Source organism: Pseudovibrio axinellae, from assembly GCF_900110875.1.
Classification (GTDB): Bacteria; Pseudomonadota; Alphaproteobacteria; order Rhizobiales; family Stappiaceae; genus Pseudovibrio; species Pseudovibrio axinellae.
The window spans coordinates 674253-687674 of sequence record NZ_FOFM01000001.1; the positions used below are offsets into that span (position 1 = coordinate 674253).

The following is a 13422-nucleotide window of genomic DNA, read 5'->3' on the forward strand; positions in this document are numbered from 1 at the left end:
GCAAACGTTAAAGACATGCCTCTAGGGTTGGTCGGAAGGAAATATTGCTATGCCAAGTTATAGTGCACCCGTTGAAGACACTCTCTTTTTGCTCAAAGATGTTTTGGGTTATGAGAAACATTCCAACTTGCCTGGGTTCTCCGAGGCAACACCAGATCTGGTTGAAGCCATCTTAAAAGAAGGCGCAAAGTTCTCTGAGGAGATCGTGCAGCCTCTGAACCAGGTTGGCGATAAAGTCGGCTGTATTCGTAATGACGATGGCACTGTGACCACACCTCCTGGCTTTAAAGAAGCCTATAAGTCCTATTCTGCGGGTGGCTGGGGTGGTCTTTCCATTCCTGAGCAGTATGGCGGCCAAGGCTTGCCTGCTACATTCTCTGTGATTATGGCTGAATACATGTGCTCGGCCAACCAGGCATTTGCGATGTATCCCGGCCTGACAGCTGGCGCGATGGCAGCACTCCTTGTTCATGCGAACGATGAGATCAAGAATACCTACCTGCCAAAAATGGCGAGCGGTGAGTGGACAGGTACGATGAACCTGACCGAACCTCATTGTGGCACAGACCTTGGCATGTTGCGCACAAAAGCGGTTCCGCAGGCCGATGGCAGCTATAAAATTTCCGGCACCAAGATCTTCATCTCTGCTGGCGATCACGACATGTCAGAGAACGTTGTTCACCTTGTGCTTGCCCGCATTGAAGGGGCTCCTGAAGGCACAAAGGGAATTTCTCTCTTCGTGGTGCCTAAGAAGCAGCTGGATGCAGACGGCAACCCAGGTGAGATGAACGGTGTTTCTGTCGGCTCTATCGAAGAAAAGATGGGCATCCACGGCAACTCAACATGTGTCATGAACTACGATGATTCTGTTGGTTACCTGGTTGGCGATGCGAACAAAGGCCTGCGCGCCATGTTCGTTATGATGAACGAAGCACGTTTGGGCGTTGGTATTCAGGGTCTTGGTTTGTCTGAGGTTGCCTACCAGAATGCAGTCGTCTACGCGAAGGATCGTATTCAAGGCCGCTCTTTGACAGGACCTAAGAACCCGGAAAAGCAAGCTGACCCAATCATTGTACATCCTGATGTGCGCCGCGTGCTGATGACGATCCGCAGCTTCAACGAAGCTGCACGTGCTCTTTACATGTGGACCTCTTTGCATGGCGATGTATCCCATCTGTCTCAAGATGAAGCTGAAAAGCAGGCATCTGACGATATCATGGGCTTGTTGACCCCTATTGTTAAAGGCGTTCTGACTGATAAGGGCTTTGACAATACGGTCATGGCGCAGCAGTTGTTCGGTGGTCACGGCTACATTCAGGAATGGGGCATGGAGCAGTTCGTTCGTGATGCTCGTATTGCCATGATCTATGAGGGTGCAAACGGCATCCAGGCGCTTGACCTTGTTGGTCGTAAGTTGCCTGCAAATGGTGGCCGTGCTGTTCAGGCCTGGTTTAAGGAAGTTGGCGCATTCATTAAAGAAAATGAAGGTGACGAGGCCCTTAGCACTTATATGAAGAGCCTCAAACAATCCTTGAAGGATCTGCAGGCCGCAACCATGTGGTTTATGCAAAATGGAATGAAGAACCCAGACAACGCAGGCGCTGGTTCTACGGACTACATGCACCTGTTTGGATTGGTTGCTCTTGGTTACATGTGGTCCAAGATTGCTATTGCGGCAAATCGGAAGATCAAAGAGGGTGCAAATGGTCAAGAAGATTGGCTTCAGACCAAATTGACCCTTGGCACGTTCTTCATGGAGCGTATCATGCCTGAATCCTCAGCTCACCTGGCACGCATTTCCACTGGTGCAGACACCATGATGAGCCTGGACGCGGAAGCATTCTAATCCAGATACCAGAACTCAAGAGCGCAAATTCTTTGTTTGGGCTCTTGTCCTGACCTATGCTCGTTCTGATATTCAAATGTACAGACTGTGGAGTGTAAAATGGCGGAATATGAACTTCAGTGTTTTGCGCAAAGTGGCAATGCCTACAAGGTTGCGCTCATGCTGGAGTTGTCGCAGGCCTCATGGTCCCCTAAATGGGTTGACTTTTTTAATGGTGCCACACGCGATCCAGAGTTTCGCAATGAACAGAACGAGATGGGAGAAATTCCTGTACTAACTCACGGGAAGATACGGCTGACCCAGTCTGCCGTAATACTGGAATACCTTTCCCAGCACCTTGGGAGATTCGGCTGGGAGAACGAGGAAGAACGCCGGGAAATCATGCGCTGGCTGTTTTGGGACAACCACAAACTGACTGGCTATGTGGCAACCTTGAGATACATGCGCGCGATCGCCAAGGTCGGAGAAAATGATGTGACCGGCTTTTTTGAAGGCCGGGCAATCTCAGCATTGAAGGTGTTGGATAAACGCCTTGCTGAACAAAGCTTCCTTGTTGGAAATCGTCCAACAATCGCAGACCTTTCGGTGTGCGGATATTTGTTTTGGCCAGAAGAGATTGGTGTGAGCTTCGGCCCTTTTTCTAACGTTAATGCATGGCTTGAGCGAATTAAGGACCTGCCCCACTGGGTAGCCCCTTATGACCTGATGCCCGGCCACCCTTTGACCACACCTGCCTGACCAAAAATTTTTTGCGGAGGACCATATGACAGACGCCCTTATTTTCGATCACGTTCGCACCCCACGCGGGCGCGGCAAGAAGGACGGTTCCCTACACGAAGTTTCAACTGCACGCCTTGCGGCAAACGCTCTTGAAGCTATCCGGGACCGTAATGAGCTGGATACTAAGCTTGTAGACGATGTTGTGCTTGGCTGTGTTGATCCTGTTGGTGATGCAGGCTCTGACATTGCACGTGCTGCTGTTTTTGCAGCAGACTACGACCGTTCTGTTCCAGGTATGCAGATCAACCGTTTCTGTGCCTCTGGTCTTGACGCGGTGAACATGGGTGCAGCGCAGATCATGTCCGGCCAGAACAAGCTGGTTATCTCTGGCGGCGTTGAAGCTATGAGCCGTGTGGGTCTTGGCGCTTCAGGTGGTCCTTGGCCTTCTGACCCGCAGATCGCGATCCCTGCCTACTTCATGCCTCAGGGCGTATCAGCTGACCTTATCTCCACAAAATACGGTTTCTCCCGTGATGATGTGGATGCATATTCAGTTGAGAGCCAAAAGCGCGCTCAAAAAGCATGGGATGAAGGCCGCTTCAAGAACTCTGTTGTGCCTGTAAAAGACATCAACGGACTGACCATTTTGGACCGTGATGAACACATGCGTCCTCAGACAGACATGCAGTCTCTTGCAGGTCTGAACCCATCCTTTGAAATGATGGGCAACATGGGCGGCTTTAACGCTGTTGGTATTCAGGCGCATCCTGAAGTAGAAAAAATCAACCACATGCACCATGCAGGTAACTCCTCAGGTATTGTGGACGGTGCTTCTGCTGTATTGATGGGCAACAAGGAAATTGGTGAAGCACTCGGCCTTAAGGCACGTGCACGCATTAAAGCCTTCGCCAATATCGGTAGTGACCCTGCCCTTATGCTGACCGGTCCTGTTGATGTGACCAAGAAGCTTTTGAAAAATACCGGCATGGAAATCAGCGATATCGACCTGTTCGAGCTCAATGAAGCATTTGCTTCTGTTGTTCTTCGCCACATGCAGGCATTTGAGATCGACCATTCCATTATGAACGTAAATGGCGGTGCAATTGCTATGGGTCACCCACTGGGCGCAACTGGCGCAATGATCCTTGGTACAGTTCTCGATGAACTGGAGCGTCAAGACAAGAATACTGCGCTTGTAACTCTTTGTATTGGTGCAGGCATGGGTACTGCCACCATCATCGAGCGCGTTTAAGGGGAGAGACCAACATGACTTACACACACTTTACCCTTGCAACTGATGCTAATGGCTTTGCTGTTCTGAGCTGGGATTCACCAGAAAAGCCAATGAACGTGTTTGACGAATCCGTCATTCTTGAGCTGGACAAAGTCATTGATGACATTTCAGCGGATGATGCGATCAAAGGCGTCGTTGTTGCTTCTGGCAAGAAAGCCTTTTCTGCCGGTGCAGATTTGAGCATGATTGGCTCTTTGCTGGACGAGTTCAAAAAACGTCAGGGTGTTGATGCTGAAGGGGCAGCCAAAGAGCTGTTTGAAGGCTCCCGCAAACTGTCACAAGTATTCCGTAAGCTGGAAACATCCGGCAAACCATATGTCGCTGCTATCAATGGCGTTTGTATGGGCGGTGGTACTGAGCTGGCTTTGGCGTGTCACAAGCGTATTGGCTCTGAAGGCACTTTGAAAATGGCTCTGCCAGAAGTAAAGGTTGGCCTGTTCCCAGGTGCTGGTGGTACGCAGCGTGTCATGCGCTTGGCTGGTGACCTGCAAGCTGGATTGCAGTTCCTGCTGACTGGACAAAACCTTGATGCAAAGAAGGCATCTCGCCTTAAGCTGATTGATGCAGTTGCCCCTGAAGGTGAGCTGATTGATGCAGCTAAAGCGATGCTTGCTGATGGTGTTGATGCTGCTCAGGCATGGGACAAGAAGGGCTTCAAAATCCCAACTGGACAGGTTTACTCTGCTTCAGGCGCTCAGTTCTGGCCTGCTGCAAGTGCGATCTACCGCCAGAACACCTACGACAACTACCCGGGTGCGCGCTACATGCTGCACTCCATTGTTGAAGGCCTGATGGTTCCAATCGATGCTGGTCTGACTATTGAGAGCCGTTACTTTGCGCATGTTCTGCAAAGCAAAGAAGCTGCTGCAATGGTTCGCTCCCTGTTTGTTTCCATGCAGGAACTGAACAAAGGTGCGCGTCGTCCTGCTGGTGTTGCTAAGACATCCTTGAAAAAGGTTGGCGTACTTGGCGCTGGCATGATGGGTGCGGGCATTGCCTACGTGACTGCCAAAGCTGGCCTGGAAGTGGTGCTGATTGATCAGGCTCAGGAAGCTGCCGATAAAGGTAAAGCTTACTCTGAAGGCCTGATGGACAAAGCCATCAAGCGCGGCAAGTCTACAGCAGAGAAGAAAGAAAAACTTCTCGGCCTTATCACCGCAACAACAGATTACAGCGCTCTGAGCGATGTCGATCTTGTGATTGAGGCTGTGTTTGAAGACCGCGAAGTGAAACGCGTTGTGACCGAGAAAGCAGAAGCAGCAATGCCTGCAACTGCGGTATATGCGTCCAACACCTCTACTCTTCCAATCACGTCTCTGGCAGAAGCTTCTTCCCGTCCGGCTGACTTCATCGGCATTCACTTCTTCTCCCCAGTGGACAAGATGATGCTGGTTGAGATCATTCTTGGTGCGAAGACTGAAGACAAAGCCACTGCTGTTGCTCTGGACTACGTGAAGGCCATCAAGAAGACTCCGATTGTTGTGAATGACAGCCGTGGCTTCTACACATCCCGTGTTGTTGGCACTTACGTCCGCGAAGGCATCATGATGCTTGCTGACGGTGTTCCAGCTCCAATGATCGAAAATGCCGGTAAAATGGCAGGCATGCCTGTTGGTCCGCTTTCACTGGGTGATGAAGTTGCTTTGGACCTGGCCTGGAAGATCAAGGAAGCTACCAAGAAAGACCTTGGCGATGCTTACCCAGCTGACGGCTTTGATCACATCCTCGACTCCATGGTTGTTGAGCATGAGCGTCATGGTCGTAAAAACTCCAAGGGCTTTTACGACTACAAAGGCAAAGACAAAGCTCTGTGGCCTGGTATTACCGAAATCACCGGTCCATCCAAGTCTGCTGATGAGTTCGATGTTGAGGAACTGAAGAACCGTCTGCTTGGTATTCAGGCTCTTGAAACCGCACGCGTGTTTGAAGAGAACTGCCTGACAGATGTTCGTGAAGCGGACGTTGGCTCAATTCTTGGCTTCGGCTTTGCACCGTTCTCCGGTGGTACGCTGTCTTACATCGATGGCATTGGCACCAAAGAGTTTGTAGAGCGCTGTGACAAGCTCGCTGCAAAATGGGGCGACCGCTTCCAGCCAAACGCTCAATTGCGCGCAATGGCTGAAAAAGGCGAAACTTACTACGGTAAATTTGCCCCTGTTGAAGCTGTGGCAGAAGCTGCTGAGTAATAAAGGTCTGGCTGGGCTCTTGGGCTCAGCTGCCTGATCAAAAATAAAAGCGCTGGTGGGATTAGCCTCACCGGCGCTTTTTGTTTAGGCGGGTGCTCTTAGCTCTTCTGGGAGAAACTCGTAGTTCTTCTCATCTTGGCTGGCGGACGTCAGCTTAAATCCATTTCGAAGGTAAAAGGCATTAACCCGGCTGCGGGGGAAGGTTTCAAGTTTGATTGGTTTACCCTGCTCTCTAGCCTGCTGCTTCAGACTTCCAAGAACGTCTCCACCAATTCCTCGATTTTGCATTTTGGGATGAATATAGAAGCGCTCTAGGTAGAGGTAACTTTCTCGCACCCACATAACGTAGAAGCCGACAGTCTCGCCTCCCCAAACGATCCTTTGCGTGAAAGCAGGATCAAAGGTGCTCTCGAATTTCCTACGATATACGGCATGATCAAACATACCATTCGCCGCCCATTCAGCCTTCATAGCTTCAAAGCGAATATCCGCCAGCATGTTGAAGTCAGCCTTGTTAACTGGCTCTACTCGAAAACTGCTGATCACATATGAGCAGTCTTGAGGCGTCCATTCATAGAGATACTCTTCCTCGCGCTTCTCAATCAACCCAAACCCATTGCGGAGGTAGAAGGCGTTGGCACGGCTTTTGGGGAGGACCTCAAGGCGGATGGGTTTGTTTTGCTCCGATGCCTGTTGCTTTATGAGGTCCAGCACACCTTTACCGATACCTCGACCTTGGGCATTTGGTAGGAAATAAATCCGCTCCAAATCAAGGTGGTCTTGCTTATTCCACAGGACGTAGAAGCCAAGCATCTCTGCGTTGACCATGACTTTATGTGTACAGGCGGGATCAAAGCTTTGCTTGAAATAACTTGTATAGAGCGCATGGTCAAAGAGGCCATTTGCTTCCAAGTTCTCTTGCATCGCTTGCTGCCGTATCTCCGCCAGCAGGTTGAAGTCTTCTATGGTTGAAGCTTCCACGCGGAAAGTCTCGGGTTTCTGCAAGCAAAGGTTTGGTCTGTACTCATAATAGTTAGTGAGATCCACATAATGCGTCAGGTTGAAGCCATGTGCGCGATAGAAATCATTTGAGCGGCTAATGCGCAAAGCGCCGAGGCGGATTGGTTTGCGCGCTTGTGTTGCCGTGGCCTTGAGGTGAGCTAAGACCTTGGAGCCGATCCCCCGCCCCTGAGCTTTGGGGTGTAGGAACAGCATATCGATGTGAAAATACTCAGCGTACTCGTGGAAAGCGTAGAAGCCGAGAAGTTCTCCTTCTGACATGATCTTCAAAGTGACTTCGGGTTTAAAGTCCTCAAAAAAGTGGCTTCGGGCAAGCGGGTAGTTTGTCAGGCCGTTTGCGGCCCACTCGTCTTTCATGGCTTCATGGCGCAGATCAGCCAGTCGCTCTGCATTTCCCGTCTCTGCCTGCATCAGCAAGAATTCAGCAGGACCAGCCTCGATATTTGTGAGCGGCAGCTCATAATAGATATCGAACTCGTCTTCATGCGCTTTCAAAAAGCCATGCCCCTGATAAAATGCATTGGCCTTGCTGCGCTTTAATGCACCCAGTCGTACTGGCTTTGACTTTTTTTTGGCGACTGCTTTGACTTGTTCAAGCACCTTCGCGCCAATTCCAGCTCCTTGAAAAGATGGGTGGATGTAAAGGTGATTGAGCCATAAATGATCTGGCATATTTTGCAGGACGAAGAAGCCAAGTGTTTGACTGCCGTGCACGAGTTTGGCCGTTTCTGCAGGGACGAAGCCATCCAAGAAGCGCTCTCTGGCGCGCTTGAGATCGTACCTTCCCAACGCCTCAAGACTTTCCCGCATTGCAGTAGCACGCAGGTCCGCAAGACTTTCAGCGTCACCTTGCTGGGCCAGACAAAATACAAACTCACTCATGACTACGCCCTGCTACCCATTGGAGGTTCGTCAATACCAACCTCAATCTGATTCCAAAGGACAGGTTAAGGCGAGGCCAACAGGAAGGCAATTTCATCACCCAGAAAGCTCTTAGATTCACGGCGAAGATCCATGTGAGTATGGCGTATTTTATCTTAAGGCATCAGGATTCAATTTACAGATCATGCAAACCAGCGGGAACCTTGCGCATGTTATACTCGTTCAAAGGCCAAAAAATGCCGCCTGCTATATGATTTTATTCTAAGCCTCCCTATATATGGGAGAGTTTTGGTAGCGGAGAATTTAATGTCTAACGACAACACTAATAAATTTTTGGGTGACAGCCCCGGACGCGTTCTCGTGCGTCTGATTTTTCTTTCCCTCATCGTCGGCATTATCTTGGCGGCACTGGATTTTTCACCACTGACGCTCATCTATTCAGTTCAAGAATTCTTTGTCAGGGTCTGGAATATGGGCTTTTCAGCGATTGAACGCTTCGGCTCCTACTTCTTCCTCGGCGCTATGGTGGTGGTGCCACTTTGGTTTATCTCACGCCTCTTAAACTGGCGCGGACGATAAGAGCACCGACCGTCACCGGCACCTTCAGATCATTGCATGCAAATGTTATGGATATTGTCGGAAAGGTCCTCGAAGATTTCAGGGTCCTGGCTGGTGTTTCCAACCAGGACAGCAACCTCCAGAGCCGCCAGAACGAAGTCTGACTTAACCAACGCTTCTTCAACGGACCAGTCGCCACTCAATTCGAGAAGGTCTGCCAGCCATACACGGTTGCGAGATGCAAAGGTTGCGGCAAGTTGCTTGAGGTCTTCAGGCAACTCGTCATCCTTATCCCCCAGCACCGCTGTCAGAAACAACTCGCCACCTTCATCCATCCCCGCCTGAAACGCGGCAATGTAAGTATCAAGGGCACGGCGAAAATAAAATCTCTGCTTTGCTGGGTCGCCAAGGATCTGCACAAAACGATCAATATAGCGTTGCAGCACGGCCTGTTGGAGCCCATTTTCCGCAGGAAACATCTTAGAGATGTTCTGTCTGTCTGTTCCTGTGTGACTTGCAAGCTGAGTGAGATCCAACCCCAACAGCCCGTCCTTGCGTATCATGCAGTCAGCAATATCCAAGACAACGTTTCTATCGGTGACTAAAACACTCATGCGAGGCTCCTAGTATTCGTATGCATTATATTTGCACATCATGAATAGGATACTGAGCATTTTTTCTAAAATGACAAGTTCAGATTACCGAATAAGTAACTAAACTAAGCAATTCAACGTTTAGTTAAATTTTTTACATAAAAACTTGTTGTTTATTTATAGGTAGTTCGCTGCGACCTGGAAGAGCAGAGCGTGCCGATTAACCAATTGCCCAATATTGTGCGAATAGCCACCTCCCAATACACTTGCAAGTGGAAGCCCTTCATTTCGAACCAACCTAAAGACAAGGTCCTCTCGTTTTCGCAAACCTTCATCTGAAAGAGCAAGGCGTCCTAAACGATCATCCCGGTGTGGATCTACACCTGCATTGAAGAAGACGAGATCGGCTTTAAAGCTCATGAGAACGCGCTTGAGCATGGTTTCAAGGATCGCAAGATATTCCTCGTCTTCCATTCCATCTGTGAGCGGTACATCCAGCGTTGAAGGCTTTTTTCTAACCGGATAGTTTTTCTCGCTATGCAGTGAGAAGGTGAACACGCTCTCATCGTGGGCAAAGATATCCGCTGTGCCATCTCCCTGGTGAACGTCCAGATCAATTATGAGCACACGGCGTGCCATGCGTTGTGCCTGCACAGCACGCACTGCGACAGCAACATCATTAAAAACGCAAAAGCCAGCTCCTTGTGTGGTTCGGGCATGGTGAGAACCCCCTGCTGTGTTGCAAGCCACACCATATTCCAAGGCCAACATAGCAGTCAGGAGCGAGCCTCCAGTTGCGCATTGGGCACGGTAGGCAACACTTTCGGTCATGGGGAAACCAATCTCCCGCTCCACAGCATCGGGCACAGAGCAGCTCAGGACCTGCTGGGTATAATCGCGCGAGTGCACGCGCAGTAATGCTTGTTGGGAGACAGCTTCTGGCTCGTGAAAATTATAAGTCCCTCCAGAAGAATCGTTTTGTTTCAACCACCTGGCAATCCCCGCATATTTCATCATCGGGAAGCGATGGTGCTTGGGAATCTCCGCAGTATAGGCGGGGTGATGCACAATTTGCAGTTTCACAGGGCTTACACCTTCTCTCTACCAACCTAAACTAATGTATCTCATCTCATTATAAATATGGACAAAAACAGAACAAACAAATATGAGCAGAGCTTATTTGGTTTTGCAATCCAGTTTCGGGTGCTTGTCTGCCTTTCACTCCTGCGTTTGAAGGTTTCCTGCGTGTCTACAAGTTTTAAAGTGACGAACCGCTCCTTTCTGGCGCTCGCCGTCCCCATGACATTGGCTTATATCTCCACCCCGCTGCTGGGGCTGGTTGATACAGCGGTGATTGGGCAGCTCCATGATGCGGCTCTGCTGGGCGGGCTTGCAGTTGGTGCTATCCTCTTTGATGTAATCGGGGCTTTCTTCTATTTTCTACGTGCCGGAACAACCGGACTTGCAGCACAAGCCCTTGGCTCTAACAATGAAACCGAGCTCAGAGCTGTTTTGGCACGCGCGCTCTTGCTAGGAGTTATTGGCGGAATCATCGTGATCTTTGTGCAATGGCCCATACTGGTGATCGGTTTGCCGATTATTGGCGGGACCGAAGCCGTTCAGGATGCTGCATCTACTTATTTCACCATAAGAGCTTTTTCAGCCCCCTTTGTCCTTGCCAACTATTCCATTCTTGGCTGGTATCTGGGCCTTGGTAAAGCGGGCATTGGCTTGTTGATCCAAACGTTCCTCAACCTAACCAACATGGTGCTTTCAGTTGTCTTCGTATTGGGTTTCAACTGGGGAGTTCCAGGAGTTGCGATTGCGACCTTTGTTGCCGAGGCGGCAACCCTTTGTCTGGGTATTTATCTCATCAAGCGCCAATTGAAAGGCGCTCCACTGCCAACTTTTTCTCAAATCATCATCTGGGAAAAGCTCAAGCCTATGCTCGCTTTGAACAGAGACATCATGATCCGGTCTCTATTCATGCTGCTTGCCTTTGGCTTTTTCACATCACGAAGCGCAGCGCAGGGTGAAGTCGTGCTTGCCGCAAACGCTGTCCTTGAAAAGTTCATACTGGTTGCCGCCTTTTTTCTGGACGGCACTGCATCTGCTGCCGAACAGGTGGTGGGACAGGCGATTGGAGCTAAGCAACGCACCGCATTTCGCAAAGCCTTACGGCTTTCAATCAGCTGGGGGTTTGGGCTTTCGTTTGCAGCTGCAATCATTTTGTGGCTTGCAGGGGGGGCGGTCATTGACCTTCTCACCACCCACACTGAGGTCCGTGAAACCGCACGTGCATTTATGTTCTGGGCGGTCTTAACGCCCATTATCGGCACACTCGCCTTTCAGATGGATGGGGTGTTTGTGGGGGCGACATGGTCGGCAGACATGCGAAATTCTGTGGTGTTTTCTTCGCTCTTGTTCCTTGCCAGCTACTACCTGCTTTTCCCGATCTACGGAAACCACGGACTATGGGTTGCCCTTCTGGTTTTCTTTGGTGTCCGTGGGATTACTCTTAGCTATCTTTGCGTGATACGCGAACGGCAGCACTTTGGCACGCTTAACGCTGCAACCTATTCCGTGAGTTAATGCTTGCAAACCAGGGCGATGCCTCGCAGAATCGTGCCTCGCCCTAAAGCAGTTCACATTTCAGTTGAAACATATGAACTGCTTTAGCCTTGGTTTTTGCATAGCTGGTTAATCTAACGGTTTTTCAGCCCATTGCGCATTGTCGATTCCAACTAGCTCTTGCAGGTTTGAGACGCCACGCGTCGCAACCAGACGGGACAGATGCTGGTTGATCTTGCTCACCAGTGTCTGCCCCTCATAGACCATGCCAGAATAAAGCTGAATCTGGTTTGCACCTGCAAAGATCTTCGCAGCAGCCTTTTCCGGCGTATCGACCCCACCAACACCGAAGAGCGGCAAGTCCGGGCCAACGGCTCTTCTGGCCTTTGCCAGTGTAACTGTTGCTCGCTCAAACAAAGGAGCGCCTGAAAGACCACCAGCCTCTTTGGCTTGCTTTTGATCTTTAAGGGTCGGAGGGCGCGTAATGGTGGTATTGGAGATAATCATACCATCCACATTGTTGGTCATGACTTCTTCGGCGATCTCCTTCAAAGCCGTTTCAGTCACATCTGGGGCGATCTTTAACAAAACTGGCACTTTACGACCCAGACGGTCCTCTTGCTCGCGGCGCGCATCAATGATGGCTGCGAGGAGGTTAGCAAGTGCACCCCTTTCCTGAAGGTCTCTCAAGCCCGGAGTATTGGGAGATGAGATGTTGGCTGTCAGGTAACCGGCAAGTTCGGCAAAACGCTTGACCCCCAACACGTAATCGGCAACGCGATCATCAGAGAGTTTGTTCGCACCGACGTTGATGCCCAAAACACCAGGGGTGCGACCGGTTTTGCGGATGCGTTCGTAAACCACATCATGGCCGTCATTGTTGAAGCCGTATCGGTTGATCACCGCTCTGTCTGCACTGAGACGAAAGTTCCGAGGCTTGGGGTTACCTTCCTGCGGCAGCGGTGTCACAGTTCCCACTTCCACATGACCAAAACCAAGTTTCATAAGCGGTTTTATAGCCTGTGCATTCTTGTCAAAGCCTGCGGCCATTCCCACCGGGTTTTTGAAAGTCAGGTCACCCCACTTGTACTCAAGGGCCGGGTCCTCGACCTGAGCAAACGTAGGAGCTAAGCCGGATGACAGCATCTTTATGGTGGCATTGTGTGACGTCTCAGGGTCCAGACAATGCAGCGCGCGGATACCGATCTTGTTGATCATTTCTTCAATAGACATCTATAGCTCCGGAAACATATGGTTGCCATCAGCATTCAGCGGCAAAGGTTTCACCCACCTTGCCTTTGAGATCGCGAATTTTCCATAAAGATGCGGGAAGAGTGTTCCCCCTCGCGAGGCCTCCCATTTCATCTCATCCTGCGGAAAGTCTTCGCTTTCAACGGCAATCAGCAATAGGTCAGTTTGTCCTGCAAAGTACAGCGCTGCGGTTTCTTTAACGGTCTGAGCACTGGAAAAATGGATGTAGCCATCGGCCAAATCGATCGGGGCACCTGTAAAGATACCAGCGGCTTCAGCTTGCTGCCAAAGCGCTTGCGGCGCGATCTTGTAAATGAGGGACATGAGATTTGCCTTTCAGGAGAGATGTCTACTCAACTGAAGCCATGCTCATACATCCACAAATCAGTGACTGGCAACCCCTCTCTTTAGGATAGTGCTTGCAATGGGAATTTATTCACCACATACACGAACTAACTAAAGCCCTCTGATCAGGCTGTTTTCCAGCAAGATCGCACGCCA

At 50.3% G+C, this 13422-nt stretch carries 11 protein-coding genes; 6 read left to right on the forward strand and 5 right to left on the reverse strand.

Annotated features, from left to right (window positions below):
* Window positions 1-49 precede the first annotated feature (49 nt).
* The 4 genes from BMZ51_RS03050 to BMZ51_RS03065 all read left to right on the forward strand — a co-directional run bounded on the left by BMZ51_RS03050 (window position 50) and on the right by BMZ51_RS03065 (window position 6046).
* Window positions 50-1846 (forward strand): acyl-CoA dehydrogenase C-terminal domain-containing protein, encoded by a 1797-nt coding sequence (locus tag BMZ51_RS03050; protein ID WP_068006137.1) that lies wholly within the window; start codon window positions 50-52, stop codon window positions 1844-1846.
* A 99-nt stretch (window positions 1847-1945) separates the two neighbouring features.
* Entirely contained in the window at window positions 1946-2584 is a 639-nt protein-coding gene (locus BMZ51_RS03055) for a glutathione S-transferase family protein (protein ID WP_068006136.1), read from the forward strand.
* A 25-nt stretch (window positions 2585-2609) separates the two neighbouring features.
* Entirely contained in the window at window positions 2610-3818 is a 1209-nt protein-coding gene (locus BMZ51_RS03060) for an acetyl-CoA C-acetyltransferase (protein WP_068006134.1), read from the forward strand.
* Between the two features lie 14 nt (window positions 3819-3832).
* Window positions 3833-6046 (forward strand): 3-hydroxyacyl-CoA dehydrogenase NAD-binding domain-containing protein, encoded by a 2214-nt coding sequence (locus BMZ51_RS03065; protein ID WP_068006132.1) that lies wholly within the window; start codon window positions 3833-3835, stop codon window positions 6044-6046.
* An 84-nt stretch (window positions 6047-6130) separates the two neighbouring features.
* On the opposite strand, the gene BMZ51_RS03070 is transcribed toward BMZ51_RS03065, so the two are convergent.
* Window positions 6131-7948, reverse strand: coding sequence for a GNAT family N-acetyltransferase (locus tag BMZ51_RS03070; protein WP_074881750.1), 1818 nt, complete (start codon window positions 7946-7948; stop codon window positions 6131-6133).
* Between the two features lie 306 nt (window positions 7949-8254).
* Between BMZ51_RS03070 and BMZ51_RS03075 the strand changes: the two genes are divergently transcribed.
* A complete protein-coding gene (locus tag BMZ51_RS03075; protein ID WP_068006130.1) occupies window positions 8255-8527 on the forward strand; it encodes a DUF6460 domain-containing protein in 273 nt (90 codons plus the stop codon).
* A 29-nt stretch (window positions 8528-8556) separates the two neighbouring features.
* Here BMZ51_RS03075 and BMZ51_RS03080 read toward each other — a convergent pair whose 3' ends face one another.
* Window positions 8557-9120: a transcriptional regulator gene (locus BMZ51_RS03080; RefSeq protein WP_068006129.1), complete on the reverse strand. Its 564-nt coding sequence runs from the start codon at window positions 9118-9120 to the stop codon at window positions 8557-8559.
* Window positions 9121-9276: 156 nt separating this feature from the next.
* Window positions 9277-10116, reverse strand: coding sequence for a histone deacetylase family protein (locus BMZ51_RS03085; protein WP_068006386.1), 840 nt, complete (start codon window positions 10114-10116; stop codon window positions 9277-9279).
* Window positions 10117-10344: 228 nt separating this feature from the next.
* Between BMZ51_RS03085 and BMZ51_RS03090 the strand changes: the two genes are divergently transcribed.
* Window positions 10345-11691 carry an MATE family efflux transporter gene (locus BMZ51_RS03090; RefSeq protein WP_068006384.1) on the forward strand — a complete coding sequence of 449 codons (1347 nt, stop codon included), beginning with the start codon at window positions 10345-10347 and terminating at the stop codon, window positions 11689-11691.
* Between the two features lie 108 nt (window positions 11692-11799).
* Here BMZ51_RS03090 and BMZ51_RS03095 read toward each other — a convergent pair whose 3' ends face one another.
* Window positions 11800-12903: a quinone-dependent dihydroorotate dehydrogenase gene (locus BMZ51_RS03095; RefSeq protein ID WP_068006127.1), complete on the reverse strand. Its 1104-nt coding sequence runs from the start codon at window positions 12901-12903 to the stop codon at window positions 11800-11802.
* Window positions 12904-13245 (reverse strand): DUF952 domain-containing protein, encoded by a 342-nt coding sequence (locus tag BMZ51_RS03100; RefSeq protein ID WP_068006125.1) that lies wholly within the window; start codon window positions 13243-13245, stop codon window positions 12904-12906. It abuts the gene before it with no gap.
* Window positions 13246-13422 lie beyond the last annotated feature (177 nt).

What these genes read in the sequence shown, in the direction of transcription:
- BMZ51_RS03050 (WP_068006137.1), top strand. Translation starts at nt 50, where the DNA reads ATGCCAAGTTATAGTGCACCCGTTGAAGACACTCTCTTTTTGCTCAAA.
- BMZ51_RS03055 (WP_068006136.1), top strand. Translation starts at nt 1,946, where the DNA reads ATGGCGGAATATGAACTTCAGTGTTTTGCGCAAAGTGGCAATGCCTAC.
- BMZ51_RS03060 (WP_068006134.1), top strand. Translation starts at nt 2,610, where the DNA reads ATGACAGACGCCCTTATTTTCGATCACGTTCGCACCCCACGCGGGCGC.
- BMZ51_RS03065 (WP_068006132.1), top strand. Translation starts at nt 3,833, where the DNA reads ATGACTTACACACACTTTACCCTTGCAACTGATGCTAATGGCTTTGCT.
- BMZ51_RS03070 (WP_074881750.1), bottom strand. Translation starts at nt 7,948, where the DNA reads ATGAGTGAGTTTGTATTTTGTCTGGCCCAGCAAGGTGACGCTGAAAGT.
- BMZ51_RS03075 (WP_068006130.1), top strand. Translation starts at nt 8,255, where the DNA reads ATGTCTAACGACAACACTAATAAATTTTTGGGTGACAGCCCCGGACGC.
- BMZ51_RS03080 (WP_068006129.1), bottom strand. Translation starts at nt 9,120, where the DNA reads ATGAGTGTTTTAGTCACCGATAGAAACGTTGTCTTGGATATTGCTGAC.
- BMZ51_RS03085 (WP_068006386.1), bottom strand. Translation starts at nt 10,116, where the DNA reads ATGATGAAATATGCGGGGATTGCCAGGTGGTTGAAACAAAACGATTCT.
- BMZ51_RS03095 (WP_068006127.1), bottom strand. Translation starts at nt 12,903, where the DNA reads ATGTCTATTGAAGAAATGATCAACAAGATCGGTATCCGCGCGCTGCAT.
- BMZ51_RS03100 (WP_068006125.1), bottom strand. Translation starts at nt 13,245, where the DNA reads ATGTCCCTCATTTACAAGATCGCGCCGCAAGCGCTTTGGCAGCAAGCT.